Here is a 26,132-nt window from a genome sequence, read left to right on the forward strand (position 1 = left end):
AGAACCGTGATTCAGTCGTGCGGCGGCGTGAGCAGGTCGGCCAATCGCTCCAGCTGCTGCGACCACCCCGGCTCGAGCCCGGCCAGCATGGGCGCCGCCGCAGGGTCGGTGGTACTCGCCCGCACAGAGACGCTCAGGATGGTCGCGGTCGCAGTGGCGGTCGGCGCTGCTGCCTCCGGCTCCAGCCGCACCTCCACCCGCACGGGGAACACGACGGCCCCGTCCGCGTCCAGCGGCGAGAGCTCGAACAGCAGGCGCGACGGCTGGTCGACCTCGCGAACCGTTCCCGCCGACGCGTACTCGGCGCCGTCGCCCTCGCGCAGCACCAGTTCCACGGGCGCTCCCACCGTCGGGGCGATCGCCGCACGCACGACCTCGAAGTGCCGCGGCGCCCACCACCGGGCGGCGAGGTCCGGGTCGGTCCAGACGCGCCAGACCGCGTCACCGGATGCCGGGAGGGAGCGTTCGAGCGTGAAGGCGACCGCCGCCGCGCCATCGGCGCCCGCGCGACGTTCGGCGGTGGCGATGTCCGCGGCATAGCTCTCGAGGGCCCTGTCGTCCTCGGTCCGCTCGGCCAGCCCGGTGAACCAGGCGCCGAGCTGTCTCAGCGATTCGCGATCCAGGCTCGCGAGCCGGCGTCGACCCAGGCGCTGCACGCGGATGACTCCCGCGGCCTCCAGCGCCTGCACGTGCTTCGTCGTCTGGGGCTGCAGGGCGCCGAGCGCCGAGGTCAACTCGCCGACGGTGCGGGGGCCATCGGCCAGGAGGGCGACGATGCGGAACCGAGTCGGCTCCCCGATCGTCGCCAAGACCTGCTGCGCGTCCACTTCGCCTCCTCTACGCACAATAATGGGTGTTGCCGCATTCGTCTAGACGAATATATGGTGACTCCCGAATGCACCGACCATCGACAGGAGAACGCCATGAAGACCATCGAACGCACCGTCGCCGCGCAGCCTCAGACCGTGTGGGACCTCTGGACCACCGCCGACGGCATCTCGCAGTGGTGGGCGCCCGACGGCTTCCGCACCGACGTGGACGCCCTCGACCTGCGGCCCGGCGGCGAACTCGTCTACACGATGACCGCCGAGGCCCCGGAGCAGGTGGCGTTCCTCGAGCAGAACGGGCTGCCGCTCAGCACCGAGTCGCGCAAGGTCTTCACCGAGCTCGAGCAGCCCACCCGGATCGCCTACCGATCGGTCATCGACTTCGTCCCGGACCACGAGCCGTACGAGCACCTCACCGTCGTCGACCTCCACCCGACCACCGAGGGCACCCGCGTCGTCATGCAGGTCGAGGAGCTGCACGACAACGTCTGGACCGAGCGCCTCCTGGCGGGCCGGGCGAATGAGCTGGAGAACCTGGCCCGGCTGGTGGGGTGAGGGGCCGGCCCGCGGCCCTACGCGTCCGCCAGCTCGGTCGGCTCGACGACGGCATCCACGAGCGCGCCGTTGCGCCACACCGTGAGCTCGAGGCGACGACCGATCGTGCTCGCGATCATCAGCCGCTGGAGGTCGGCCACGGCGTGGGCCCGCATGCGGTCGAGGGAGATCAGGACGTCGCCGGGCCGCACACCCGCGAGGTCGGCCGGGCTGTCGGGCACGACCGACATCACCTGGATGCCGGTGCGGGCGCCCGCCTTGCGCGCGACCTCCGCCTGCAGCGTGATCTCCGCTCCGGCGATGCCGAGCCAGCCGCGACGCACCCTGCCTTCGCGCATCAGCGTGTCCACGATCTGCCTGCTGGTGGCGTTGACCGGAACGGCGAGGCCGAGGCCGGTTCCGGCGACGGCCGTGTTGACGCCGATCATGCGCGCCGAGCTGTCGGCAAGCGCGCCTCCGCTGTTGCCGGGGTTGAGGGCGGCGTCGGTCTGGATGACCTCGTCGACCACCCGGCCCGACCGGGTGGGCAGCGAACGCCCGAGCGCCGAGACGATGCCGGCGGTCACGCTTCCCGCGAGGCCCAGCGGGTTGCCGACCGCCACGACGAGCTGACCGACCCGGAGGGCGCCCGCGTCGCCGAGCTCGACGGGCGCGGGGACCGGCTCGTCCGCCTGCAGCACGGCCAGGTCCGAGAGCGGGTCGCGCCCGGCCACGTGCGCGGTGACCCGCGTGCCGTCGCCGAACGCCAGCTCGACTCGGCTCGCGCCCTCCACCACGTGCGCGCTGGTGAGCAGGTGCCCCTGCTGCGACACCACCGTCGCGCTGCCGAGACCGACCCCGCGGGAGGTCCGCGCGGTCACCGACGCGACCGCCGGTCCGACCGCGGCCGCGACCTTCACCACCACAGCCGAGTAGGCGTCGAGGGCTTCCGCATCCGTCATGAGACGAGTGTGCGCCGCCGGCGCGGCGAGCGCGCGCGGGTTCGCCGACGGCGGACCCGCAACGGCCTCTACCGCCGCAGGATTCGTCACGAATCCGCACATTCGTGGCACGAATCGCGACATTCGTCACGAATGTGCGGCGGCGCGCGGCGGCGTCAGCGCGGCGCGGAGCGCGGCGGCGACCTGCTGCGGCTTGCCGCCGTCGGCGGCGTTCTGGGTCGCCGAGTGGCCGGCGCCGTCGATGGTGGCGGTCGCGGCGTCGGGCAGCAGCCGGTGGAGGCGATCGACGGCGTGCCGCAGGTATCCGGGCGACTTCGCAGCACCGAGGAGGACGACGGTGCCGCGGAGCGCACGGTAGTCGTCGATGCGGTCGGCGCGCTCGGCGACGATGCGCATGTCGTACGGCACCGCCCGCGCGAGCTCGCTCATGGCGGCGCCGCCGACGGGGATGGCGCCCTCCTTCGCGATCATCTTCCGCGTGGTCGACTCGAGCATCCGGCGCGGGAAGAAGCGCAGGAAGCCCGGGCCCATCTGCGTGCCGAGCAGCGCGGTGACCAAGTAGGCGGGGACGTCGCCGCGCGCGACCTCCGGCTCGAACCGGCGCAGGAAGGCGTCGAGGTCGAGCGAGCCGTCGGCCACCAGGGCGGGCTCGAAGAGTACGATCGCGAGCCCGGGATCGCGGAGGCCGACCTCCGCGGCGAGGATTCCGCCCGAGCTGATGCCGAGCACCGTCGTCGCGCCCGTAGCCGCCACCACGGTCCGGATGTCGGAGACCTCCATGCTCGGGTCGTAGTCGGCGAGCGCCGGTAGTCGCCGCTGCGGCCACGTCCGCGGCGGTTCATCAGGTGCACGGTGAACGTGCCGGAGAGCGCCTCGGCCAGCTCGCGCTGGCTGGCCGCGGACTGCATCGTTCCGTGCACGACGACGAGGCCCGGTCCCGAGCCTGTGCTGAAGTACTCGATCGGCGTGCCATCCTCGGAGGATGCGAGGTGCGCGGTGAGCGTGCCGGTGGGTGCTGCGGTGCTGGCTGTGCGGGGCATCGGAGTTCCTTTCGTGAGAGTGCCAATTGTCTTAGTGCCTAAGATAATGAGTGAGTGAGAGGTTTGCAAGAGTGGATGTGACGGATCGCGATGCCCTCATCGCACGGCTGACCGACCTCGGCGCGCAGTCGGCCAGCCTGACCGCGCTCTTCCAGCAGCGCGCGGCGGCGAGCTACGGCCTCGGCGTCAGCGACATGAAGGCCCTCGACCTCCTCGTGCGCGACGGCCCGCAGACCGCGGGCAGCCTCGGCGCGGCACTCGGCCTGACCTCCGGGGCGATCACCGGCATCGCCGACCGGCTGATCGCGCGCGGACTCGCCCGCCGCGAGGTCGACCCGGCCGACCGTCGCCGGGTGCTCCTCTCGGCCGACTTCGCGGTGCTGTCATCGGGCCCGAACGTGTACCAGTGGATCGGAGAGGCGTTCCGGGCCCTGCACGACTCGCTGACCACCGAGCAGCTCGCCTTCCTCGTCCGGTATCAGGAGCAGTCCATCGCACTGACCCAGGAGGCGGTCGAGCGGCTGGCGGAGGGCGAGTAGGCCGCGCGGCTCAGGCTCCCATCCCGCCGTCCGCCGTCGCCATGGCGTTCCCTGAAAGCGCACCAAGAGTGCGTCAACAGTTGCACCCCGAAATGCACCTCCAAACGCCGCTGCCGAATCCGCCCTTCACCACTCGCAGCGTGGTGAAGGGCGGATTCTGCACCTTTCGAACGCACGGACACGCACGAGAAAGGCCCCCGCTTCATCGCGAAGCGGGGGCCTTTCCGAGGGTCGCACAAGTTACGAGCGGGAGCGGCCCCGGATGGTGGCGATCGCAACGGTGAGCAATGCCATGACTTGCGTCAGCACCCCGATCCCTATCAGCCAGGCCCAGCCTCGGTACGCCACCGCTGGATAGACCAGGGCAAGCGGAACCAGAATCGTCACGGTGAGCGCGACACGCGCGAGGGTTGCATGCCTTGGATTCGCGGTCCGCGTGCGTCGGTTGAGCCGCGGGATGGCTAGAACGGCAACCAGCAAGACCGTGAACGACGCCGTCAACACCCACGACGGCGTGGCCTGCCCTCGAAGGATGAATGCAGCTGGCGCCGCCGTGATGAGCACGATCACCGCGAGCATCGTCACCATCGGCGCCCCGGCGGCCGGAACGTAGGGCCGCTTGATGGTGTCAGACATGACGCTTCCTCCCATTCTTGCCGATTATCTCAGCAGGGCTCTATGACGAGGTGCGTTGTCGACATCGGCACGTAGATCAGGGCTCGCATCCCGATGCACTTGCCCGCGTTCAGTGCGGTCGTCGCCTGCTGTCCGACGTAGGCGGAAGCGAACCCGCAGGCCAACGCACCGATTGGTCCGTGGAGGTCATCAGCTGTTGGTACTGCGTTGTACACGTTGGTACTCCGCAGAACGCAGTTCCTCTGGTCTCGGAGTAATAGGCGTTCGTCGTAGTGACGCTGGCCGGCAACGATCGTTACGACGGGCATCGATCCTGCCCTTCGGCTCGCGCCCTCAACCGGTTGATCGTTTGCTGGCCGACTTGAGCATGCGTCGAGTACGAAAGTAGACCCAGACGTATCCGAGGAGTACCAATAGGCCTGCGACCCCGAAGATCACGCCGACACCACTGGGGGCGAAGATTGCTGCAACGAACAGGCCTACGGCACCCAGGAGAAGGGCCAACCGGGCGCCCAGGATCACCCCCAGCAGTCCGGCTGACATTCCCGAGCTGCCTTCGCCTTGCTTGCCAGTCCCCAAAGGATCATCCTCTCCAAGCTCTTTCGACAAGCGCGATGACGAGCATCAGGGACGCCCCACCGAGCCAGTAGGGCCGGCTGCGCCTCCAGAGTGAAGCAAACCATCGCATCAGCTGTATGCCCGTACGTTCTGCCCTATGTCACCCGTTCCCGAAGTTTCTCCGATTGAGCCACTCATCGAACGAGGTGGCCCAGGTGCAACATGTCGCCTCGCACCGAGCACACCGGGAGGTCGGCCAGAGGAGCTTCCAAGCTCGGAGCTGCACATGCAACAGAGCAGCGAGAAAGCCCGTCATGGAAACAACCATCATTGCGATTCCGACGGACAATACCGCCGTTCTCGAAGGCGCCGACCACCTTCCCACTCGCATCCAGCGCGGCAAGTCCTGTTGGAGTTCCTGGTCTTCAGAGGCCTTCTTGACGTTCTCGACGAATCTCCCGCGGAAGACAACGATCGCCAACCCAGCGAGAAACCCGATAGGACAGACCACCAAGGCTCCCACCCATCGGATCAGTTCACTCGTGGCCATGGGCCCGCTCCGCTCCTGAGTTGCCGCCGGAAGAGAAACACCAGGATTCCGACGACCGAGACAATCGGGCCGACGATCAGATTGGGGAGCACGATACTCATCGGATTCTCCTTACCGCGCCCAGCCGCCTCCGCGTGAACATTGTGCCCCAAGGCCGACGCCGCGGCACGCCTTTCCGTAGGCCCGATTCACTCGGTTTGCGCACCCGCCTGCCACCACGTCAAACGCCGCTCACCGCCACCACTCGCACCGCCTCCCGCCGCCCCTGCGCGAACCCCGCTCGCGCCGACGGCGGCCGGGTGGCCGGGTCCATCTGGTTCGCGCCCATCGCCTCCAGGGACGCGGGGTCGGGCGTGATCACCACGACGCGACTCCCGTGCGCGCGCAGCGCCTCCACCTGGTCGTCCAGCCCGTAGCCGGGGAAGCGCCGGATGCCCTCGAACTGTCCGGGTCGCTGCCAGTCGGGGCCGCCGAACGGCGAGAGCACGATCACGGTCGCGTAACCTGCGGCCAGGTCGGCGTTCTCGGCCGAGCGCACGCCCCCGTTGATGTAGTGCTCACCGTCGATGACGTGGGTGGCTGTGCCGCCGGGCAGCGCCGTGCTCGCCGTGACCGCGTCGGCCAGGTCGACACCCGAGGTTCGGTCGAACGTGACCAGTTCGCCGGTGCGCGCGTTGAGCGCCACCACGAGCAGCGGCCGCTCCGGCCAGTCCTGGCGGGGTAGGCGGGAGGCGACGAGTGCTCGCCGCTGCTCTGCTCCGGGACGGAGGACGGCGTCACTCTCCAGGGCGAAGGCGCCCAGTGCCCGGTGCAGCTCCTCGGCGGTCCCGGCCGCTGCGCCGATCGCACGCAACCGTTCGAACAGCTCCTGCTGCGGGATGCCCTGCGGGCGGCCCTGCGGGCGGCCGCCGGAGCCTTCCGGTGCCGCCGTTGCAGTGCCGGACGCCGACTCAGCACCGGAGGCCGCAGCAGCGCCGCCCGGCCGAGGCGGCGCCAGCAGGGCCGCCTCATACAGCTCGGCTGCCGGGATGCCGCTGCGCACGGCGGCGCCCGCGGTCGACCCCGCCGAGGTGCCGATGACCAGGTCGGCGAGTTCGGTGAGGTCGTAGCCCGCGTCGGCGAGGCCGGCGATGACGCCCAGCTGCCAGGCGTTGCCGGCGGAGCCTCCACCGCCGAAGACGAGGGCGATGCCGTGCGAAGACGGCGATTCAGGGTTGTGGTTCATGTCGTGATCCTTCGAAAACGGGGCGCGGCACCCGGATCGACGACCGAACGGCCGGCGGCTGAAGCGCGCTAGAGGATCCGACGCGAAGGGGTGGGCACCCGACTGCTGATGGAAATCGGACTCACCTCCTCGATCGGCGCGCTGCGAGAGCGCGAGCGAATGAACGCTTGAACGATAGCCGCAGCGGCGCCCGCACCGCAAACGCCCGCCTCACGCCGCCCGACGGGAGCGGTGGAGGTCGCTCAGCCGAAGACCAGGTACGTCCCGGGCTTGCCCGGCTCGCGCAGCTCGAAGCGGAGGCCGAGGTCGGTGCCGGCGAGAAGGCCCGCCTGCTGCTCGAGCTGCTCGTTCGTGACGAAGACGATCCGCTCGAAGCCCCAGGCGTCGCGGAGCCAGCTGCGGAGCGCGTCGAGCAGCGGCGCGTCGAGGCCGGCCTCCAGCTGAGACGAGCGCACCCAGAAGTAGGCGAAGACGTCGACGTCCTGCCAGGCGTCATCCGCCAGCGGTGTGACCGCCGACTTCGCCAGGAACGTCGCGGTCGTCGGGAACAGGTAGACGCAGCCGAGGCAGACCGTGTCCTCCGGGTCGCGCACGGTGAACGTGAAGGCGCGGTGCTCGGCGTGCCGCTGCTGCAGGCCGACGAGGTCGGCACGGTTCGCCTCCACGGTGAAGTCGTCGGCCGGCCAGGCCGACTGCTCCCACAGGCGGAGCGCAGCCCGGCTCTCCATCACCGCGGCGTAGTCGTCTTCGGCGTCGTCGGCGACGATCGGCCGCAGCACGAAGCGCTCGGTGGTGAGCCCGTCGGGGACCGGCCCGGCCGGATCATGGAACGACATTGCGGGGTCAGGCTCCCTCGGCGGACGAACCCGCGATCGACAGCTGGTCGAGCTGACGCTCGTGCACGGTGCGCACGAACTCCCAGCCCTCGCGTGGCGACTCGACGCGCTCGTCCTGCGGCTCGCGGCCGTCGCGCAGCGTCTCGACGTACGCCCGGTCGCGGGCGAGCCGATCGCGCAGCGCGGTGGCGTCGCCCACCGAGCCGTGACCGGGGATCACGACGGCGGCCTCCCCCGCCCGCGACTGCAGCAGGACCAACGCAGCGAGGTAGTCGTCGAGCGGATCGGCCGCGCCGGCCAGGTCGAGCAGGGGGACGAACACGTCGGAGAGCATGTCGCCTGCGACCAGCACCCCGGCCTCCTCGACCAGCAGCGCCGCATGCCCCGGCGCGTGCGCGCTGTGCTCGAGGATGCGGACCACGGGGCCGTCCCAGGGCACGCGATCGGCGCCCTCCGGCAGCCCGGCGATGTCGTCGCCGAGGCCGTCGAGACGCACGTCCTCCGGAATCCCGAAGCGGCGGGCGTCGATCCCGTTCGCGAGGCGCCGGCGTGCGGTCTCGGCGGCCACACCGCTGGCCCAGTGCGCCGACTTCCCGAGGGCCGGATGCCACAGCAGGTGGTCCCAGTGCGGGTGCGTCGCGAAACCCGCGACGACCGGGTGCCCTGCCCGCTGGAGATCGTCGGCGAGGCAGAGGATCTCGCTCTCGTGGATGCCCGGGTCGACGACCAGCGCCCCCGACGCTCCCACGACGACCACCGCGTTGGTCTGGCACCACGCGCTGGTATGGACGAACACTCCGGCAGCCACTTCGTTGAGCACGAGAGCCAACCTACCCCGCGGCACCGACGAACGAGACGCGGCGCTGGGCGCGCACTCCGGTCGTCGGGAACCGCTCACGGCATCGCCCCGATCATCCCGCGTTCCATCCGCCCGCGCTCGCGCAGTCGCTCATGCGGAAGCGGGGCGCAATCCGCCTGCGTGCCGCGATCGCCGACCTTCCGCTACATAGAGGACGCCTGTGGCGAGCTGGAGCACCTCCGACGCCAGCAGCGCGACGATCCAGATCGGGATGGCGGCGAGGCTCGGGATCCGGCCGGCAAGGAGTGCGATGACGGTCGCCGAGACGACAGCGGGAAGCGCCCAGCGGGCGGCGCCACGGACCACGCCCGCGCGGAAGACAACCGTGGCGGCGACGATCAGGGCGGCGAGCGACAGGAGAACGCTGCCCCAGATCAGCGTGCTCCAGAGCGCGAGGACGGCCGGATCCGCCTCCGCACTCGGAGCGGGCAGCCTGAAGTACCCGATGGAGGTGCTGTGCGCCACTGCGAAGACCACGAGAGCCGCCTTGCCGACGGTGGAAGTGCCCGCGATTCCCGTCTCTCCCTGCACTCCGAGAGCGAGGGCGACGAATGAGGCGATCAGCACGACCGCCGAAACCCCTCCGACCGCGGCACTGCTCGTGAACACCCACGACATGTCCATGGCGGGGAAGACCAACCCCGCGTTCGACAGCAACGGGAACAGCGATGCCAGCGCGACCCCTGCACCACCCCAGGTCAGCGTCCGTCGCGATGTCGACGTCTGTCGTGGTGTGCCGTCAGTCGCGCTCGTGGTCTCCCCCATGGCACCAGACTGGCCGGAGGGGCGGTCGATCGGCAAGCGCTCGACGTCGGATCCGTGCCAGGATCGGAGTCGACGCCGACACGAGGGGGAACGTGATGCGGACGATGGGGACGCCGACGGTCGACACCGGGGAGCTGTCGCGGCTGCCGGCCGGGCCGATCCTGGTGCGGCTGCGGCGGGTGCTGATCACCACGGCGGGCGCAGCCGCGGTGTACACCCTGCTGGGCACGGGGAGCATCGGGACGTGCGCGGACACGCCCGGTTCCGCCGCCGGCGGGTCCGGCACCACCCAGGTGACCTGCGCGAACCTCGTGATGCACCCGAGCTGGATCGTCTACGCGGCGCTCGCGGCCATCCTGTTCGTCGCGATCGGACGGATCGCCCGTCGGGCGTCGAGTGTGCCTGAGGCGCTGCGGATGCTCGATCGCGCCGCGATCGTCGCCGTGGCGGTCGCAGTGGTCTCGGGGCTCATCGGGATGGCGTGGCTGTTTCTCGTCCCGGTCCACTCGCTGACCGAGGGCGGCACGATCGTCTTCCCGTTCCCGTTCAGCGCGCCCGAGCTGACGATCACGCACAACCCATGACCGCCCCCGCCCGCGAGCTCGCCCCGCGCCGGCCCCGGCTGGTCGCCTTCGCGCTCGTGGCCGCCCACGTCGCCCTGGCCGTCCTCCTGGTGATGGTCGCGCTCTCGGTGTCGCTCGCGATCGGCGGTCCCGGGATCGGGCGGGACGAGCTGAACCGCCTGGGCCCCGCCCTGCCGCTCGCCGTCGCGGGCGCGGCCGTCCCGGTACCCGTGGCCGCGACCGCCGCGCTTGCCCTCGCGCTGAGCGCGCGGCCGCAGCGCGCCTGGAGGGCTCCCGTCATCGGCGCGGTCGCGAGCGTGGCGCTGTGCGGTGTCGCGGTGGCCTTCGTCCACGTGCCCGCTCCGCTGATCGGCGGCTGAGTAGCATGCTCGACATGGCCATCAGACTCGACAACGTCGGAATCGCGGTGCGCGACCTCGAAGCGACGATCTCCTTCTTCACCGACCTCGGCCTGGAGGTCGTCGGCCGCGACACGGTCAGCGGCGAGTGGACGGACACGGCGGTCGGCCTGGACGGCAACCACGCGAAGATCGCGCTCCTGCAGACCCCCGACGGCACCGGCCGGGTCGAGCTGTTCGAATACCTCCGCCCGGACGCCATCGAGACCGAGCCCACGCAGCCCAACGAGATCGGGATGCATCGGATCGCGTTCGCGGTCGACGACATCGACGCCGCCCTGGAGGCCGCGGCGGCGCACGGCTGCTACCCGCTGCGCGGCGTCGCGACCTACCAGGACAGCTACAGGCTCACCTACCTCCGCGGGCCCAGCGGCATCCTCGTCATGCTCGCGGAGGAATTGCAAAAAGGCTGACTACGGGCGGCAAGCGATCGCGATCGGCCCGGCCGCGGGCCGGCCGGTCGCGGTCAGCGCCCGACCGCGGTCCGCAGGATCGCGGCGATCCGCTCCTGGTCGGCCGCCGTCATGCTGGTGACCGCATAGCCCACCGGCCAGAGGCCGCCGTCGTCGAGCTGGGCCGCCTGCTGGAACTCGATCGTCGCGTACCGGATCTTGAACTTCGATCCCGGTTTGAAGGCGACGACGACCTTGCCGTCCGCATCGGCGTACGCCGGCATCCCGTACCAGGTCTTCGCCGCCAGGGAGGTGTTCTCGGCGACCAGCCGGTGGAATGCCTCGGCGAACTCCTTGTCGGTGCCCGTCATCGCGGCGATCGCCTCGTCGCAGGCCGCGGCGGCGTCTGCGCCTGCCTGCGCCGCCTTCTTCTCGGCGACGGCCGCCTTGATCGCGGCCTTCTCCTCTTTGCTGAACGTGGTGTCGGTCATGGTTCGGTTCCCCTCTTGTCGGTGTGGATTCACTGTACGAGCGCGGACGCGCCGGCCGCTTCTCCGATCCTGCTCGGTTCGGGATCGAGTGGTCGACTTCGGGAGGTCGACGGCGGGTGGTCGGCGGCGGGAGGTCGGCGGCGGGAGGTCTAGCCAAATCCCGTCACAGCGATCACACTGTCCGCACGCGGCACTTCCGTCGCACCGGGCGAAGGGTGCCGAGCACAAGGGAGGTATGCCGTGACCATGCACCCGTCCATCCACCACGTCCCGCACCTCGACGAGATCTCGCCGGTGCCCTACCTGCGGCACGGTCAGCTCATCTCGCTCATCCGCTGGAACCGCGTCGCCGGCGACTGGAAGTACACGACCCTCCTGGCCGAGTACGCCGGGCGCGACGACAAGCACTGGCGGGTGGTCGCGCACGGCCAGCCGATGGCCCTCGACCGCGCCGAGTGGGCGATCTTCAACTGAGCTGCACCGCAGCGCGCCGCCACATTCGTCACGAATGCCGCTTTTCGTGGCACGAATGTCGACATTCGTGACGAATGTCGTGGCTACGGCGTCGGGAGGAGCGGGCGCACGGAGGCGTAGGGGTCGGCGGCGTCGCGCGTCGGCGTGTCGTAGACGCGCCCGATCCGGGCCGGCTCCGCGTAGCGCGCCCAGCCGGGGTCGCCTCCGGCCACGAACGCGACGGCCGCACCGTGCACCTCGTCCGCGAGCGCCTGCGGCGGGTTCGGCCCGGCCAGGGGCTCCATCGCGGGCCCGTCGAGGCAGTCGAAGAAGAACGGGACGTCGAGGCAGTGCTCGGCGAACCCGAAATGACCCGACGGCCACGCGAACCGGTAGAGCCAGGTGGGCGCGGAGCCGCGGGCGGCGACGACGTCCAAGACCGGGACGCGGAACATCCGGTCGGTCAGCACCCGGCCCGCCAGCCGGGCCTTGCCGGCGGCGACGACGTCGGCGTTCGCCTCCAGGTAGGCCGTGTGCGCGGACTTCGGCACTCCGAGCTTGCCGAGGAGCACGCGCTTCGGCACGAGTGCGAGCTTCGACCCGGCGTCGGCCATCGCCATCGTGAACTCGTCGTCGGTGGCGCCGAGCACGAGCGGCTTGTCGGCTCCGACCCCGCTGCGGAGCGACTCCGGGGTGGAGCGCACGAGCAGGTCGCCGTCGATCGCCGGGCCGAGCGGCAGGCCGCGGTCGACGACCTCGTTCAGTGCGCCCGGGCCGAGCTCCGTCGCCTTCTTCTGCAGCTCGACGATCCGCTCCTCCGCGAGCGTCGACCAGCCGGCTCGGGTGGGCTCGACACCGGCGGTCGCGGCGAGCGCGCGGCCGAAGGCCTCCGACCGCTCCGGCGCCACGTCGGCCAGGGCGCCCGAGATCGCGTACGCGGCGCGGAACAGGTGCTGCGCCCGCTCCATACCGAGCAGTGTCAGCACGGCCCCGCCGCCCGCGGACTGGCCGGCGATGGTCACCCGTGCGGGATCGCCGCCGAACGCCGCGATGTTCTGCTGCACCCACTCCAGTGCGAGCAGCCAGTCGCGCACGCCGCGATTGGAGGGGGCGTCCTCGATCCAGCCGAAGCCGTCGAAGCCCAGCCGGTACGAGATGGTCACGGTCACGACGCCGTCGCGGTTGAAGTTGCGCCCGTCGTACCAGGGACTCGCGGGCGAGCCGGCGAAGTACCCGCCGCCGTGGATGTACACGAGCACCGGAAGCCCCTCTCCGTCCGGCGCCCGCTCGGGGCTCGGAGTGTGCACGTTGACGTTGAGGGTGGACTCGCCTGGGATGCTCGGCTCGGGGATGAGGGTCACGCCGGGGTCGCCGCGCTGGGCCGTGGCCCCGAACCCGTCCGCGTCGAGCACGCCCTCCCACGGGGCCTTGGGCACGGGCGCGGCGAACCGCAGCTCGCCGACCGGCGCCTCGGCGAACGGGATGCCGAGGAACGCGGCCGAGCGCAGGGCTCCGCGCGGGCCGGAGCCGGGAGCGGTGGTGTCCTTCCAGCGGCCGCGTACCACGCCGGCGACTGTCCGCACCTCGGGGTGCGGGAGCCAGGCGGCGGCGGCCTCCTCGCCGGTGGATGAGGTCTGGGTGTTCTCCATCGATGCTGCCTTCCGTTCGCGCCGCGCTGTGCCGTCTCGTGCCCTCAGGTTACGGTAGTCGGCTGAATACCAAATGGTGTTCTATTTTCAGATCGACACGATTGTGGGCTCTTCACGAAGCAAGGTGTGGTTGGGGTGAAGACGCCGGTCCACTCCCCCGCGCGAGAAACCCTGCGCGGGACGGACACCACGCGGCGCGGTCAGGGGACGGATCTCCCGGTGGCGGTCTTTCCGCCCTTGTGACTGCCTCGGGTGTCGATGGGGTGCGGCCTGTGCCGCTTGAGGTAGCCGTGTTCGATGATGAGTGCGACGGCCAATAGTCCCGCGAGCACGATCATCGAGGTCGGGTCATCGCCGACGGAGTGGACGACCACAATGACGAGGGATGCGACGCACCCGATCGCGCCTGCGGCACCGATCAGCCGGATCCAGAGCACCTGTCGGGCTTCCTTGCATGCTGCGGCGTTCACGACGGCGAAGATGGCAAGAAAGATTGCGGACGCGACAGCGGAGATGCTCTCCACCGGCAGGGCCACGGCGAGGACGAGACCCGCCAGGGCGGTGATGTGGAGGCCTATGGGCTGGTTCCAGGTGCGGGCCTCGAGCCGGCGGGGCAACTCGCCCTCCGTGGCGATCGTGAAGCTGAGACGTGCGGTGCCGTACAGCGTGGCGTTGATCGCCGAGAGCGTCGCGAGCACGGCCGCGACGGCGACCAGGACGAACCCGAAACCGCCCAGAGACGACTGGGCTGCGCGAGCGAGGGCGAAGTCGGCCGAGGCGCTGATCTGCGCCGGCGAGAGCGAGCCGATGACGACGACCGCGATCACGACGTAGAGCACGATCACGAGGCCGACCGAGAGCGCGAAAGCCCACGGCAGCGTGACGCGCAGACGTCGGGCATCGGCACCGGCGTTGGCGATCAGTTCGAAGCCTTCGTAGGCGACGAAGATCAGCATGCCAGCACCGAGGGTCGAAAACGTCGACGGCGAGGTCGCCGAGTGGAAGTGGGCGGGCGATACGGCCGGGATGCCCGCGACGATGACGACGACGAGGATGCTGAGTTTGATGCCGACGATGATGCTCTCCGAGCGGGCGATCAGTCCGGCGTTCGCGAGGTTGATGATCCACGGCACGGCGATGCCGAGGCCGATCAGCGCCCGCAGGAGGAGCGGATCGGGATGTGTTCCCCCGGGCAGCAGCGTGGCCGAGTAGCTGCCGAAGGCTGAGGCGTACAGGGCGGTGGTGACGATGTAACCGAGCCACAGCACGATGTTGAGGCTGCCGGTCACGGTTCCGATGCCGAAGACGCGGTCGATGAAAGTGACCGTTCCGCCCGCACTACGGAACCGGACAGACAGGCGCGCGTACGACACGGCTGTGACCGCCGCGACCAGACCCGCGACGGCGAAGGCAACGGGCGTGCTGGGGCCCGCCTGCACAGAGGCGACGCCCAGCACGGCGAAGATCCCGCCGCCGACCATCCCGCCAATGCCGATCGCGGTGGCACCCAGCAGACCGATTCCGCGGCCGTAACCGCTTCGATTTCGATTCGACGACGTCAACTGAGGAGGAAGCCTTTGCACTTGAGAAGGCACGATTGTTCGCTTGGAGCGGCCGGAATGTCGTTCCTACCTGCTCTTGTGTTCGGAGCGATTGGACTCGACCGGTCTGTCGCCAGCGTAGTGGGCATCGGTGAGGACGGCATCGTTCGCGGTCGACCAGGACACGGCCGGGCCGGCCGACACGGCGCTCACCCGGCCGGACCCTCGATCGTGAAGGGCCGGACTGAGTCAGCCAAACCCGAACGGTGCAAGGCTTTGGGCGCCTATCCTGGATGGCATGGTCAAGCGAGGCGCGTACGCGAAGGGGGTCGTGAAGCGCGAGGGGATCCTCGAGGCCGCACTCGAGATCATCGGTCGGCGCGGGTACCGCAGCGCGTCGGTCCGCGAGATCGCGGACGCGGTGGGCCTGAGCCCGGCCGGACTGCTGCACTATTTCGGCTCCAAGGAACAGCTGTTCGTCGACATCCTCCGCGCCCGGGACGCGGCCGACTCGCGGCAGGTCCCCGACGCCGGAGTCGAAGAGTCGCTGGTCGCGATCATCCGGCACAACGAGCAGGTGCCCGGGCTCGTCGAGCTCTACACACGCCTCGCGGCGGAGGCCGGGGACCCCGCTCACCCGGCCCGTGCCTTCTTCCTCGACCGCACGGCGATCGTGCACGCGGCGGCGCGCGAGGCGGTCGTCGCCGAACAGCGCGCCGGGCGCATCCGGGCCGAGCTCGACCCGGAGTGGATCATCCGCGCCGGCCACGCACTCGCCGACGGCCTCCAGAACGCCTGGATCCTCGACCCGACGATCGACATGGCCGCAGACGTCGAGCAGTTCTTCGCCCTCCTGAAGCCCTGATCCGCGGCGACATTCGTCACGAATGTCGCGATTCGTGCCACGAATGTCGCGATTCGTCACGAATGTCGGCGGAGTCGTGGTGGCGCAGTGCTCAGCGGTAGTCGTAGACGCGCTTGTACTTGCCCTCGCTGCGGGGGAGGTCGCCCGGCTCGGCGAGGACAACCTCGACGGTGGTTCCGATGTGCGTCTTGATGCGCTGGCGGAGCACCTCCGCGGCGGCCTCGCACACGTCGCGCTCGAGGGCCGGATGGCGTTCGATGCGCACGGCGAGCGTGTCGAGCCTGCCCTGCTTGCGCAGTTCGAGCACGAAATGCGGAGTGAGCGTCTCGATGCCCAGCACGAGTTCCTCGATCTGCGTCGGGAAGAGGTTCACACCGCGCAGGATGATCATGTCGTCGTCGCGTCCGGTGATCTTCTCGATGCGACGAAATGCCGGGTACGTGCTGCCGGGCAGCAGGCGGGTCAGGTCGCGGGTGCGGTAACGGATGACCGGGAACGCCTCCTTGGTCAGCGAGGTGAACACGAGTTCGCCGTGTTCGCCGTCCGCGACCGTCTCGCCGGTCTCGCCGTCGATCGTCTCGGGGAGGAAGTGGTCCTCCCAGACGTGCGGGCCGTCCTTCGTCACCACCGACTCGCTGGCGACGCCGGGCCCCATGACCTCGCTGAGCCCGTAGATGTCCACGGCATCCAGGCCCAGCCGGCGCTCGATCTCCACGCGCAGCTCGTTCGTCCAGGGCTCCGCGCCGAGGATCGCGACCTTGAGCGACGTGCCGCGCGGGTCGAGCCCCGCCGCCTCGATGGCGTCCGCGATCGTCAGCAGGTAGCTGGGCGTGCACATGATCGCTTCCGGCTGGAAGTCGTGGATGAGCTGCACCTGCCGGGCGGTCTGCCCTCCGGACATCGGGATGACGGTCGCGCCGATCCGCTCGATCCCGGCGTGCGCGCCGAGGCCTCCCGTGAACAGGCCGTACCCGTAGGCGTTGTGCACCTTCCAGCCGGGCTCCACGCCCGCGGCCCGCAGCGATCGCCCGACCAGGTCGGCCCAGCGGTCGAGGTCGCCCTGCGTGTAGCCGACCACAGTCGGGCGCCCGGTCGTGCCGGACGACGCGTGGATGCGGCGCACCTCCCCCATCGGGACGGCGAACATCCCGAACGGATACGTCGACCGCAGGTCCTCTTTGGTGGTGAACGGCAGCCGCCGGATGTCGTCGAGCGAGCGGATGTCGTCGGGGGCGACTCCGGCCGCGTCGAACTTCGCACGGTAGAGCGGGACGTCGGCGTAGGCGTGGCGCACCGTCCACTGCACGCGCCTGAGTTGCAGGTCGCGGAGCTCGTCGCGCGTGATCGCCACGGGATCCACCTCTGCGAGGTCGAGCCCGGCGGCAGCGGTGGTCGTCTTCGGCACGGGTGCCTCCCGGTTCAGTCGATGGTGCGGGCGTCGTCGGCCGCCCGGTTGGTGGTGAGCGAGCGCCCGCGGAACTCCGCGACCACGTCGCCGGTCTCGTCGGTGACGGTAACGTCGTAGACGCCGGTGCGCCCGACCAGGCTGCGGCGCACGGCGTGCGCGGTGAGCGTCTGGCCGGCGCGGGTGGACTTGAGGAAGCTGATGTCGGCGCCCGCGGCGACGGTCACCCGCTCGTCCTCGTTGCAGGCGATCGCGAAGGCCGTGTCGGCGAGGGCGAAGACGAGGCCGCCGTGGGTGATGGCGAAGCCGTTGGTCATGTCGTCGCGGACGGGCATCCGCACGACGGACTCGCCCGGTTCGTCCTTCTCGACCACCATGCCCAGGGCGGCGGAGGCGCGGTCTCGCTGCATCATTGGGCGCACCTCGGGCCCGGTCCGGGACGTCGGGAAAGCGTCGGACATCGTCATCCTCACCCGCCGGTGGACGGACGTGTCACCGGCGACACGCCCATTTCCTTACCGATCGTTCGGTAATCCTCGCATCCGGCGGCCGCCCACGCAACACCTCCCCCGCCATCACCTCCCCGCCGAAGCGTGCCTCAACGGCGCTCGCGCACCCATCACCTCCCCGCCGAGGGGCGTCTTAACGCCCCTAAAGCACTCTCGAAAGGGCGTTTGGGCGCCCCTCGGCGACGCGAAAGGGCGTTTGGGCGCCCCTCGGCGCCCGGAGAGGCGCGCGGTCAGAGGGCGTTGCGGCGGGCGACAGCCCCGAGCCAGCCGAGCGACGGCTTCGGTGTGCGCTCGAAGGTCTGCAGGTCCACGCCGATCAGCCCGAAGGTCGGCCGGTAGCCGCTGGCCCACTCGTAGTTGTCGAGCGCGCTCCCGAGGGGCCGCCGAAGGGCGCCCAAACGCCCCTAAACGAGCGCTTTAGGGGCGTCAAGACGCCCCTCGGCCGCCCTTCGCCCGCGCCTCGGGCGCCCCTCGGGCGCGCCCGCGCGCGCGTTCGGGCCCCTCGCAAGGTTCCGGAGCCCCAAGGGGCGCCGAAGGGCGCCCAAAAGGCTCTCAAGAGTGCGCTTTAGCGGCGTCAAGACGCCCCTCGCCCGCGCCTCGCCGTCAGAAGCGCGCGAGCCACGCCCGTGCGATGTTGTAGACGCCGGAGGCGATGAGCCCCAGTCCGAGGACGACGATGATGACGCCGCCGAACGGGACCTGTTCCAGCGTCGTGAGGCCGCCGGCCAGCCCGGTCGCGTTCGCCGCCTGAGCACGCACGGCCGCGACGATGAACGCCGCGCCGGCCAGGCCGACCACGATGCCCTTCGCGACGTAGCCGATCGCACCGAGCACGGTGAGCCCGCGACCCGGCAGCCCGGCCGGCAGCCGGATGTCGCGCCGGAACCGCAGACGGACGCCCTTCACGACGAAGTAGGCGCCGACGGCCCCGGCGACGAGACCGAGGGCCCCCAGCAGCAGCTGGCCTCCCGGCGTCGACAGGATGCCCCCGCTCACGCGGCTCGTCGTGGTGCTCGCGCTGGTCGGATGGCCCTGCGCGAACGCGAGAGCGGTCAGCCCGAGCACGGTGTAGGCCACCGCTTTGCTGAGATGCTCGACGCGACGCACCCAGCGGTCTGTCACCGCTCCGCCCCTGACCAGGATGGCCTCGGTGAGCAGCCAGAGCGCGAGAGCGAAGAGACCGATCGCGGCGATCCAGAGCACCAGGAAGCCGCCCGGGATCTTCGCGACCTCCTCCAGCGCCCCGGTCTGATCGGGCTCACCGGTGTGGGACGCGCCGAGTTGGATGGCCAGACCGCCGAGCAGCACCTGGATCAGCCCGCTCGCGGCGAACCCGACCCGGGCCGGGACTTCGAGGAACCTGCTGTCGCCCGCCGTCCGCACAGCCTCGCGCAGCTCGGCCGCACCGTTCGCCCCTGCACGGTTCGCCCCCGCATCGTTCGCCCCCGCTCCGCCCGCGTCGGCGCTCATGGTCGCCTACGCATCCTCCGCGACGCTGCTGAGCACCGACCAGCCGTCGCCCGGGCGGATCGTGAGCCCTCCGTCGCCTCCGGGAGCATGTGCGAAGAAGACAGCCGAATCGGCGGCCTCACCCGGGCCGCCGTAGGTCGACAGCAGTTCGTCGCCCTGCGGCGAGCGCAGGACGTATGCGCGCTTGGGCACGAGCTCCGCCCAGTCGCACACGGCGTGCTCGGTGCCGGTCATGCGGCGAAGACCTTGCGGAGGACGCCCTGCGCCCGTTCGACGAAGCCGCCGTGTTCGCGGCGCCGGAACCAGCCGGCGTAGACCGCGATCCTGGCGTCGGCGGCGGAGGTGAAGCGACCGAGGTCGCGACCGTCGGCGGCCGAGGCGACGAAGCCGTCGTCGACGCGCTCGATCATGCCCAGGTAGGCGGAGGGCGTCTCGGCGACCCACAGGCCGTCGACCGGCTGACGCCAGGCGAGGTGCTCGCTGGGCCCGGCGGACGGGACACGCCGGCGTGCGCGGCGGGGAGCGGCGGGAAGGCGGAGGACCGGGCGGACATCCTTGAGCGCGATGGTCATGGGAACCCCTTCGAGACGTGCATTTCGTGAAGTAACTAGAGCTTCTAGCTAATTGGTCGCCAGAGCAACTTGTGGTCGGGGGGTTGATTCTGCGAGCAACAGATGCTAGTTGCTTGCGGCTATTGAGCATCTAGAGATTCATGTAGCTAGATTCTCTAGCGATCGGCTAGGCTCATCGCGACACCATCACGACGAGGGGGGACCACGATGGGGACGCTGACCTACGACGGGGAGAGGTTCACCTTCGACGATCGGACGCTGGCCCACCTGCAGGCCGCGCTCACGCTCAAGCTGCGGCGACGCGAGCCGTTCCTGCTCAGCTGGGTTCCGCAGGAGCCGATCGACTCCGCACGAACGTCGCTCTGGATCGACAACGCCATCCCGATCCGCTACGACTTCGACCAGACCGAGCCGGGGCGCCTCAACGAGGCGTGGCTCAACAGCATGGTCGAGATGGCCGGTCGCGCAAGCGGACTGCTCGTCACGGAGGAGCCGGCGAATCTGGGCACCTACCGCGATCGCCGCGAGCGGCCCGGCGCCGGCAGGCTGGCCTCCGCCGGTCGCTAGAATCTCTAGCTTGTAGTTGGTCTATCATCTTGGGCATGACGACGGACGACAAGCGTCCAGCGCCCCACTACTGGTTCAGCGCCGAGACGGATCGCGAACGGGCGATCAACGTGCTGGAGCACATCCGCGCCTACGGAGCAGCGGACAGCGCCATGCAACGCCGTTCCGAGAAGACCATGCGCATGAACGAGAACGACATCTCGGCCCTCCGCTACCTGCTGCGCGCGCACGAACGCGGCGTCACGGTGGGCCCGCGCGAGCTGGCCGAGTACCTCGGCATCCAGAGCTCGTCGATCACCGTGCTGCTCGACCGGCTCGAGAGGGCCGGCCACATCCGCAGGGAACCGAGCCCGTTCGACCGCCGTGCCCTGATCATCATCCCCACGGCGCCGACGAGCGACCTCCACCGGGCGATCCTGGGCGACGTGCGCGAAGAGCTGGTGGAGGTCGCGTCGAGTCTCACGCCGGAGGACGCGGAGACCGTGGTCGAGTTCATGGATCGCCTCCGTGACGCGGTCGACCACATCGACAAGCCTGCGGCGGGCCAGGAGCGGGCGAGAACACGCTCAGCCGAGTGAGCTGCGCGTGCGAATAGTATCGACCCGATGAGCGACAAGCCCTGGTTCGAGGTGGCACCCGCCCACGCGGTGAGCGTCATCGCCTCCCTGCGGGAGTACCGCACGGCCGAGCAGGCGATGCGCCGGCGCACCCGCGATTCGATGCGGATGGGCGAAGCCGATCTCAAGGCGCTGAAGTTCCTGCTCAAGGCACAGGAGGAGCACCGGCTCACGACGCCGGCGCAGCTCGGCGCGCACCTCGGGATGAAGTCGTCCTCGGTCACGGCGATGCTCGACCGGCTGACCGCCTCCGGCCACGTGTCGCGGCACCCGCACCCCACCGACCGGCGGAGCCTGACCATCCTGGCGACGCCGGGGGCGGACCAGGAGGTGCGCCACACGCTCGGCGACATGCACCGGAGACTGCTCGCCGTCGCCGCCGAACTCGGCCCGCAGAAGTCGCAGACGGTCGTCGACTTCCTCGCCCGGCTGACCGCACTCGCCGAGCGCGACTGACGGCCGAGGCCTCCGGAATCGCCCGCGACGGGCGTACTGTCTCAGGCAATGTCGAGGGGAGTCGGATGAGCAGGGCCGCGATCGTGGTCAACCCGGTCAAGACGGAGGAGGCCGCGTTGCGCGCCGCGCTCCAGGCTGCCGAGAAGAGGCACGGCTGGGAGGACACCCTCTGGCTGGAGACCACCGAGGACGACCCGGGATCGGGGCAGGCCAGGGAGGCTCTGGAGAGCGGCGTCGACGTCGTCATCGCCGCAGGCGGCGACGGGACCGTGCGGACCGTGGCGGAGGAGCTCCGCGGCACCGATACGCCCCTCGCGCTGCTGCCGTCCGGAACGGGCAACCTGCTCGCCCGCAACCTCGACCTGACCCTGGACGACGTCGAGCACGCCCTGGACACCGCCTTCGGCGGCCAGGACCGCGCCATCGACGTCGGCGTCGCCGAACTGCGCGACGGCGGCCGGACGGAGCGGCGCGCCTTCCTCGTGATGGCGGGGGTCGGCATCGACGCGCAGATGATCGCCGCCACCGACGACGAGCTCAAGGCGAAGGCGGGCTGGCTCGCCTATGCCAAGGCGATCGGCACGGTGCTGCGCGACAAGAACGAGCTGCGGCTGCGCTATCAGCTCGACGGCGGCACGGTGCACTCGATGCACGCCCACACCGTCCTGATCGGCAACTGCGGCTCGCTGCCGGCCAACATCCTGCTGCTGCCGGACGCTGCGGTCGACGACGGCATCCTCGACATCGTGGTCCTGCGGCCCGAGGGGTTCGCCGGCTGGGTGCGGATCGTCGTGAAGATCTTCTGGGAGAACGGCGTGCTGCGCCGCACCGGTGCGGGTCGCCGGCTGATGGGTGCCGACAAGGAGGTGCGCGCGATGAACTACCTGAAGGGCCGGGAGCTCGTCATCTCGCTGAACCGGCCGCAGGATGTCGAGCTGGACGGCGACCTCTTCGGGCGCGTCTCCGCGCTGCGGGTCCGGGTCGACCCCGGCGCGCTGCGGGTGCGGGTTCCGCGGTCGTCGTGAACCGCGGCCCTCGCCGTTTCGTGTAACCCTCTGAGGAGGTCGGAGGCCGAACGCCCGGGCACCGGACGCCGCCGCCCGTGTGCAGATGACCAGGCAGGACAGCATCGACCGGCACCGCGCCGGTCGTGACAGCACCATCAGGACCGAGAGCCGCATCCTCGTCGCGGCGGGCATCGAGACGCTCTGGGCCTACCTCTGCGATGTCGCCCGTTGGGCGGAGTGGGCGCCGACCGTGCTGGAATGCCGGATCCGCGGCGGCGGACCGCTGGAGCCCGGCGCGTGGGTGGACCAGCGTGCCCGCGACCTGGGCTGGAACCACCGCAGGAGTGAACGGGTGACCGCCGTCGACGAGCCACACGCGATGGCCTTTTCCGGCACGATGGGCACGTCGGCGGCCCGCTGGGGCATGGAGTTGGTGCCGGTGGGCGGCGCGGGCACGGCTGCCATGATGTGGGTGGAGGTCGACATCGCGAACGTGATGCACGCTTACCCGGCGCACTCCCTCCAGGCCCGGATCCAGCGGGTCAGCGACCTCGAGATGGCCGGCATCCGGGCGGCGGTCGAGGCCGACGCGCGCGCGGGAACGGGGTCTGAATGACCGACGCCGACCGTATCAGGGAGCACCTGATCGCGACCTACCGGAGGAGGGCCGCCCACTACGACGTGACCTCCCGGCTCTCGCCCGTGCCGCTGTACCCTCAGCGCGCGCAACGTGTGCTCGCGGTGCGCACGCTCGGCCTCCGCCCCGGCGCGACCGTCGTGGAGGTCGCCTGCGGCACCGGCCTGAACTTCGCACTGCTGGAGCGCGCCGTCGGCCCCGGCGGACGCATCGTGGGCGTCGACCTGACCGACGCGATGCTGGAGAGGGCGCGGCACCGGGCGGATGCCGCCGGCTGGGCAAACGTGCGGCTCGTGCAGACGGATGCCGCGGAGTTCGACTTCCCCGCCGGAGTCGACGGCATCCTGTCGACCTATGCGCTGACCCAGGTGCCTGCGTGCGGCCGGGTCGTGGCGCACGCGGCGGCGGCGCTCGCCCCCGGCGGCCGCCTGGCCGTGCTCGACCTCCGGCTGCCCGACCGCACACCGCGCTGGCTCTCCCGGCTCGGTGTCGCCGTGGTCGGCGGATCGACCTCGCTCGACGAGTGGATCGCGCGCCGGCCGTGGGAGGAGATCCGCAGCGCCGTTCGTGCGGGTCTGGCCGAGCCGTCGTGGCGGGACCTGTGCTTCGGGACGGCGTTCCTCGCGAGCGGGGCCGGGCGCGGCTGAGGGCCGGCGCCGCTGCGGCGCCGGCCCTCAGCCGTTCTGCTGACCTCAGACGGTGCGCGGCGCCTTCGCCAGATTGGCCTCGAGCTCCTCGCGGTTCTGTCGCACCACGTAGGCGGGACGGTCGCGCTCGACGCGCCAGCTCTCGGAGAGCGGGCCGATGTTCACCGTGTCGAAGCCGAACTCCTCGTAGATCGACGTCACGAGCGCTGCGGCGTCGTCGAAGTCGCTCGCGGTCGCGAGCGCACGGCGGTTCGGGGTGCCCGCCGGCGAGCCGGTGGTCTGGATGTCGCCGGCCATGATGTGGTTGAAGCCCTTGGCGACCCTCGACTCGGGCAGGTGCGCCTGCAGCAGGCCGCTGACCGTCGCCGTCCCCTCGTCGAGCTCCGGGATGTGCCCGTCGCGCTCGAAGTAATAGTTGTTCGTGTCGATCACGACCTTGCCGGCCAGGGGCGCGACGGGGATGTCGCGGTAGTTCTTCAGCGGCACCGTCACGACGACGAAGTCTCCCGCCGCGGCCGCCTCTTCCGCGGTCGCAGCGGTCGCCGACGGGCCGAGTTCCGCGATGAGGTCCGCGAGGGTCTCCGGCCCGCGCGAGTTGGCGATGGTCACGGTGTAGCCGTGCGCGATGAAGGTGTGTGCGAGTGCCGAGCCGATGTGGCCGGCTCCGATGATTCCTACGTTGGTCATTCCGTATTGAACGGGAAGGGGCGCCGGGAATTCCGCGCGGGGGACGAACTGCACGGATTCTCAGGAGCCGGATCGTCCGAAGTCGCGCACCTCGGGCACGAGCGCTGCCAGGATGGCCGGTGCCGCGGGCTCCGTCGCCACCACGATCGTGTGCGCGGGGCGGCCCGCTGCGGCGCTCCGCTCGTCCGTGCGGGTGGTCCGCCCGCGCTCCGCGCCGAGAGCGGTGTCGACCGTGATCGGCCCGCTCAGGGTGCGGGTGACGGAAAGCGCGTCCAGCGCCACCAGTGCGGCGAGCGGATCGTGGAGGGCGGCGCTTCGGCTCTCGAAGACACCCGCGTAGAAGTCGAGGTACACCTCGAACGCCAGCGCGACCGCGTGGAGGAGCGGGTCGCCGCTGTGCGCGAGCCGCTCGACCTCCTCCGCCGTGATGGTGTGGTCCATCGTGACGTCCAGCGGCACCAGCGTGATCTGCCACGGCGCGGCGAAGACGACCTCGGCCGCTTCGGGGTCGTTGAAGATGTTGGCCTCTGCGGCCGGGGTGATGTTCCCCGGCACCTCGACCGCGCCACCCATGATCGTCACCCGGCGCACGCGCTCCGGCAGGCTCGGGTCGGCCGCCAGGGCCTCCGCGACGTTGGTCAGCGGTCCGATCGCCAGGATGTCGAGTTCGCCGGCGTGGCGGTGCGACAGCTCGAGGAGGAGCTCGACCGCGGTGGACGTCACCGGCTGGGCCAGAGGCTCCGGCACCAGGAGGCCGCCCAATCCCTCCGCGCCGTGCACATCCCGGGCGCCGCCCCCGAACGCCCCGCCGAGCGGATGGTGGCGGCCGACCGCGACAGGGATGTCCGTGCGGCCGGCCAACTCGAGCAGATGCAGGGTGTTGCGGGCGGCGACCGCCGCGGAGACATTGCCGCTGACCGTGCCGATGCCGGCGGGCTCCGCGCCGGAGCGCAGCAGCACGGCGATCGCGAGGGCGTCGTCGATTCCGGTGTCGCAGTCGAGGTAGAGCGGAGCGGTCATGTCATCGCCTCATAGTCGTGGAGCAGGTGGAGGACCGGCTGGGAGGCCGGGTCGGCGACCGCGGCCGCACCGACGGCCGATGCGGTCAGGAGGGCGGAGCGGGGCTCGGCGCCGGCCGCCAGGCCGAGCGCGACCGCGGCGCAGTAGGCGTCGCCCGCGCCCACCGAGTTGACGACGGTGGCCGCCACGGCGGGCACTGCGACCACGCGCTCCCCGTTCTCGAAGAGCGCGGAGCCCCCACTGCCGTAGGTGACGACGACGCGGCGAGCGCTGCGGAGCGCGTCGATCGCCGCGTACTCGTGCTCGTTGACCACGATGAGGTCGGCGCGGCGCACCAGGGCGTCGGGGAGGTCGCGCGCCGGCGAGGCGTTCAGCACGGTGAAGGCGTCGGTCGCCCGGAAGGCGGCCTCCACCACCTCCACCGGGATCTCGAGCTGCGCGATCAGCACGTCGAACGCGCGGTCGGCCGGCGCTTCGACCCCGGCGTTCGCTCCCGCGCACACGACGATCTGGTTCTCGCCCGCGTCGTCGGTCACGATCAACGCGACGCCTGTCGGCTCGGAGACGCGCCGGACGTGGGCGACGTCGACGCCGACCGCGCGGAGCGTGTCGAGGGCGAGGTCGCCGTCCGCGTCCTCGCCGACGGCCCCGAACATCGTGACCTCGGCGCCCAGCTGGGCGGCGGCCGACGCCTGGTTCGCGCCCTTGCCGCCGGCCTCGCGTCGAAAGCCGTGCCCCGAGAGCGTCTCCCCGGGATTCGGAAGGCGCGGCGCCGACGCCACCAGGTCGATGTTGATGCTGCCCAGCACCGCTGCCCTCATCGCGTCATCCCTC

32 protein-coding genes and 1 pseudogene are annotated in these 26,132 nt (G+C 70.7%); 13 read left to right on the top strand and 20 right to left on the bottom strand.

What is annotated here, in order from left to right; translation table 11 throughout:
* Positions 1-11: 11 nt before the first annotated feature.
* Complete coding sequence (locus tag Q0Q23_RS11565; RefSeq protein WP_295123577.1) at positions 12-827, bottom strand: metalloregulator ArsR/SmtB family transcription factor; 816 nt, start codon at positions 825-827, stop codon at positions 12-14.
* Between the two features lie 96 nt (positions 828-923).
* Between Q0Q23_RS11565 and Q0Q23_RS11570 the strand changes: the two genes are divergently transcribed.
* A complete protein-coding gene (locus tag Q0Q23_RS11570; protein ID WP_295123582.1) occupies positions 924-1,382 on the top strand; it encodes an SRPBCC domain-containing protein in 459 nt (152 codons plus the stop codon).
* Between the two features lie 17 nt (positions 1,383-1,399).
* Here Q0Q23_RS11570 and Q0Q23_RS11575 read toward each other — a convergent pair whose 3' ends face one another.
* Both Q0Q23_RS11575 and Q0Q23_RS11580 read right to left on the bottom strand, forming a co-directional pair.
* Positions 1,400-2,323, bottom strand: coding sequence for a S1C family serine protease (locus Q0Q23_RS11575; RefSeq protein WP_295123586.1), 924 nt, complete (start codon positions 2,321-2,323; stop codon positions 1,400-1,402).
* 126 nt (positions 2,324-2,449) lie between these two features.
* Entirely contained in the window at positions 2,450-3,103 is a 654-nt protein-coding gene (locus Q0Q23_RS11580) for an alpha/beta fold hydrolase (protein WP_295123589.1), read from the bottom strand.
* Positions 3,104-3,434: 331 nt separating this feature from the next.
* Here Q0Q23_RS11580 and Q0Q23_RS11585 point away from each other — a divergent pair, with 331 nt between their 5' ends.
* Entirely contained in the window at positions 3,435-3,902 is a 468-nt protein-coding gene (locus Q0Q23_RS11585) for a MarR family winged helix-turn-helix transcriptional regulator (protein ID WP_295123592.1), read from the top strand.
* 240 nt (positions 3,903-4,142) lie between these two features.
* Here Q0Q23_RS11585 and Q0Q23_RS11590 read toward each other — a convergent pair whose 3' ends face one another.
* The 5 genes from Q0Q23_RS11590 to Q0Q23_RS11610 form a co-directional block, all read right to left on the bottom strand.
* The gene (locus Q0Q23_RS11590) at positions 4,143-4,538 is read right to left on the bottom strand and encodes a hypothetical protein (protein WP_295123595.1); all 396 of its coding nucleotides are present in this window, start codon (positions 4,536-4,538) and stop codon (positions 4,143-4,145) included.
* A gap of 1,328 nt (positions 4,539-5,866) precedes the next feature.
* Entirely contained in the window at positions 5,867-6,871 is a 1,005-nt protein-coding gene (locus tag Q0Q23_RS11595; RefSeq protein WP_295123598.1) for a patatin-like phospholipase family protein, read from the bottom strand.
* A 242-nt stretch (positions 6,872-7,113) separates the two neighbouring features.
* Positions 7,114-7,707 carry an N-acetyltransferase gene (locus Q0Q23_RS11600; RefSeq protein WP_295123601.1) on the bottom strand — a complete coding sequence of 198 codons (594 nt, stop codon included), beginning with the start codon at positions 7,705-7,707 and terminating at the stop codon, positions 7,114-7,116.
* Between the two features lie 7 nt (positions 7,708-7,714).
* A complete protein-coding gene (locus Q0Q23_RS11605) occupies positions 7,715-8,527 on the bottom strand; it encodes an MBL fold metallo-hydrolase (RefSeq protein WP_295123604.1) in 813 nt (270 codons plus the stop codon).
* 129 nt (positions 8,528-8,656) lie between these two features.
* The gene (locus tag Q0Q23_RS11610; protein WP_295123607.1) at positions 8,657-9,331 is read right to left on the bottom strand and encodes a hypothetical protein; all 675 of its coding nucleotides are present in this window, start codon (positions 9,329-9,331) and stop codon (positions 8,657-8,659) included.
* A gap of 95 nt (positions 9,332-9,426) precedes the next feature.
* Here Q0Q23_RS11610 and Q0Q23_RS11615 point away from each other — a divergent pair, with 95 nt between their 5' ends.
* The 3 genes from Q0Q23_RS11615 to Q0Q23_RS11625 are packed head-to-tail and all read left to right on the top strand — an operon-like array spanning position 9,427 to position 10,726.
* On the top strand, positions 9,427-9,915 hold the full coding sequence (locus Q0Q23_RS11615) for a hypothetical protein (protein ID WP_295123610.1): 489 nt from the start codon (positions 9,427-9,429) through the stop codon (positions 9,913-9,915).
* Positions 9,912-10,274, top strand: a complete 363-nt coding sequence (locus tag Q0Q23_RS11620) for a hypothetical protein (RefSeq protein ID WP_295123613.1) — start codon at positions 9,912-9,914, stop codon at positions 10,272-10,274. The genes Q0Q23_RS11615 and Q0Q23_RS11620 overlap by 4 nt, the downstream gene beginning before the upstream one ends.
* A gap of 14 nt (positions 10,275-10,288) precedes the next feature.
* Positions 10,289-10,726 (top strand): VOC family protein, encoded by a 438-nt coding sequence (locus tag Q0Q23_RS11625; RefSeq protein WP_295123616.1) that lies wholly within the window; start codon positions 10,289-10,291, stop codon positions 10,724-10,726.
* Between the two features lie 53 nt (positions 10,727-10,779).
* On the opposite strand, the gene Q0Q23_RS11630 is transcribed toward Q0Q23_RS11625, so the two are convergent.
* A complete protein-coding gene (locus Q0Q23_RS11630) occupies positions 10,780-11,196 on the bottom strand; it encodes a hypothetical protein (protein ID WP_295123619.1) in 417 nt (138 codons plus the stop codon).
* Positions 11,197-11,442: 246 nt separating this feature from the next.
* Between Q0Q23_RS11630 and Q0Q23_RS11635 the strand changes: the two genes are divergently transcribed.
* Positions 11,443-11,670: a hypothetical protein gene (locus Q0Q23_RS11635; protein WP_295123714.1), complete on the top strand. Its 228-nt coding sequence runs from the start codon at positions 11,443-11,445 to the stop codon at positions 11,668-11,670.
* An 83-nt stretch (positions 11,671-11,753) separates the two neighbouring features.
* Here Q0Q23_RS11635 and Q0Q23_RS11640 read toward each other — a convergent pair whose 3' ends face one another.
* Complete coding sequence (locus Q0Q23_RS11640) at positions 11,754-13,298, bottom strand: carboxylesterase/lipase family protein (protein WP_295123622.1); 1,545 nt, start codon at positions 13,296-13,298, stop codon at positions 11,754-11,756.
* A gap of 200 nt (positions 13,299-13,498) precedes the next feature.
* Positions 13,499-14,860: an APC family permease gene (locus tag Q0Q23_RS11645; protein WP_295123625.1), complete on the bottom strand. Its 1,362-nt coding sequence runs from the start codon at positions 14,858-14,860 to the stop codon at positions 13,499-13,501.
* A 277-nt stretch (positions 14,861-15,137) separates the two neighbouring features.
* Between Q0Q23_RS11645 and Q0Q23_RS11650 the strand changes: the two genes are divergently transcribed.
* A complete protein-coding gene (locus Q0Q23_RS11650) occupies positions 15,138-15,704 on the top strand; it encodes a TetR/AcrR family transcriptional regulator (RefSeq protein WP_295123628.1) in 567 nt (188 codons plus the stop codon).
* Positions 15,705-15,795: 91 nt separating this feature from the next.
* Here the strand turns inward: Q0Q23_RS11650 and Q0Q23_RS11655 are convergent, their stop codons facing one another.
* From Q0Q23_RS11655 to Q0Q23_RS11680, 6 genes and pseudogenes are all read right to left on the bottom strand, one after another.
* Positions 15,796-17,109 (bottom strand): AMP-binding protein, encoded by a 1,314-nt coding sequence (locus Q0Q23_RS11655; RefSeq protein WP_295123632.1) that lies wholly within the window; start codon positions 17,107-17,109, stop codon positions 15,796-15,798.
* 14 nt (positions 17,110-17,123) lie between these two features.
* Positions 17,124-17,522, bottom strand: coding sequence for a hydroxyphenylacetyl-CoA thioesterase PaaI (gene paaI / locus Q0Q23_RS11660; RefSeq protein ID WP_295123635.1), 399 nt, complete (start codon positions 17,520-17,522; stop codon positions 17,124-17,126).
* A gap of 326 nt (positions 17,523-17,848) precedes the next feature.
* A pseudogene (locus Q0Q23_RS11665) lies at positions 17,849-17,989 on the bottom strand (family 1 glycosylhydrolase); the annotation flags it as partial.
* A 232-nt stretch (positions 17,990-18,221) separates the two neighbouring features.
* Positions 18,222-19,088 carry a DUF1206 domain-containing protein gene (locus Q0Q23_RS11670; RefSeq protein WP_295123638.1) on the bottom strand — a complete coding sequence of 289 codons (867 nt, stop codon included), beginning with the start codon at positions 19,086-19,088 and terminating at the stop codon, positions 18,222-18,224.
* 6 nt (positions 19,089-19,094) lie between these two features.
* The gene (locus Q0Q23_RS11675) at positions 19,095-19,322 is read right to left on the bottom strand and encodes a hypothetical protein (RefSeq protein ID WP_295123641.1); all 228 of its coding nucleotides are present in this window, start codon (positions 19,320-19,322) and stop codon (positions 19,095-19,097) included.
* Complete coding sequence (locus tag Q0Q23_RS11680; protein WP_295123644.1) at positions 19,319-19,660, bottom strand: hypothetical protein; 342 nt, start codon at positions 19,658-19,660, stop codon at positions 19,319-19,321. Before Q0Q23_RS11680 ends, Q0Q23_RS11675 begins: the two co-directional genes overlap by 4 nt.
* 207 nt (positions 19,661-19,867) lie before the next feature.
* On the opposite strand from Q0Q23_RS11680, the gene Q0Q23_RS11685 reads away from it, so the two are divergent.
* The 6 genes from Q0Q23_RS11685 (at position 19,868) to Q0Q23_RS11710 (ending at position 23,591) form a co-directional block, all read left to right on the top strand.
* On the top strand, positions 19,868-20,227 hold the full coding sequence (locus tag Q0Q23_RS11685) for a hypothetical protein (protein WP_295123647.1): 360 nt from the start codon (positions 19,868-19,870) through the stop codon (positions 20,225-20,227).
* A gap of 35 nt (positions 20,228-20,262) precedes the next feature.
* A complete protein-coding gene (locus Q0Q23_RS11690; RefSeq protein ID WP_295123652.1) occupies positions 20,263-20,805 on the top strand; it encodes a MarR family winged helix-turn-helix transcriptional regulator in 543 nt (180 codons plus the stop codon).
* Between the two features lie 27 nt (positions 20,806-20,832).
* Positions 20,833-21,300 carry a MarR family winged helix-turn-helix transcriptional regulator gene (locus Q0Q23_RS11695; protein ID WP_295123655.1) on the top strand — a complete coding sequence of 156 codons (468 nt, stop codon included), beginning with the start codon at positions 20,833-20,835 and terminating at the stop codon, positions 21,298-21,300.
* Between the two features lie 65 nt (positions 21,301-21,365).
* On the top strand, positions 21,366-22,325 hold the full coding sequence (locus Q0Q23_RS11700) for a diacylglycerol kinase family protein (protein WP_295123658.1): 960 nt from the start codon (positions 21,366-21,368) through the stop codon (positions 22,323-22,325).
* A gap of 85 nt (positions 22,326-22,410) precedes the next feature.
* On the top strand, positions 22,411-22,923 hold the full coding sequence (locus Q0Q23_RS11705; RefSeq protein WP_295123661.1) for an SRPBCC family protein: 513 nt from the start codon (positions 22,411-22,413) through the stop codon (positions 22,921-22,923).
* The gene (locus tag Q0Q23_RS11710) at positions 22,920-23,591 is read left to right on the top strand and encodes a class I SAM-dependent methyltransferase (RefSeq protein WP_295123664.1); all 672 of its coding nucleotides are present in this window, start codon (positions 22,920-22,922) and stop codon (positions 23,589-23,591) included. The genes Q0Q23_RS11705 and Q0Q23_RS11710 overlap by 4 nt, the downstream gene beginning before the upstream one ends.
* A gap of 45 nt (positions 23,592-23,636) precedes the next feature.
* On the opposite strand, the gene Q0Q23_RS11715 is transcribed toward Q0Q23_RS11710, so the two are convergent.
* The 3 genes from Q0Q23_RS11715 to Q0Q23_RS11725 are packed head-to-tail and all read right to left on the bottom strand — an operon-like array spanning position 23,637 to position 26,119.
* On the bottom strand, positions 23,637-24,278 hold the full coding sequence (locus tag Q0Q23_RS11715; protein ID WP_295123667.1) for an NADPH-dependent F420 reductase: 642 nt from the start codon (positions 24,276-24,278) through the stop codon (positions 23,637-23,639).
* A gap of 60 nt (positions 24,279-24,338) precedes the next feature.
* The gene (locus Q0Q23_RS11720; protein WP_295123670.1) at positions 24,339-25,298 is read right to left on the bottom strand and encodes a nucleoside hydrolase; all 960 of its coding nucleotides are present in this window, start codon (positions 25,296-25,298) and stop codon (positions 24,339-24,341) included.
* Positions 25,295-26,119, bottom strand: a complete 825-nt coding sequence (locus Q0Q23_RS11725) for a ribokinase (protein ID WP_295123673.1) — start codon at positions 26,117-26,119, stop codon at positions 25,295-25,297. Before Q0Q23_RS11725 ends, Q0Q23_RS11720 begins: the two co-directional genes overlap by 4 nt.
* Positions 26,120-26,132 lie beyond the last annotated feature (13 nt).

The sequence above is a fragment of the uncultured Leifsonia sp. genome, assembly GCF_945957465.1.
GTDB lineage: Bacteria > Actinomycetota > Actinomycetes > Actinomycetales > Microbacteriaceae > Leifsonia.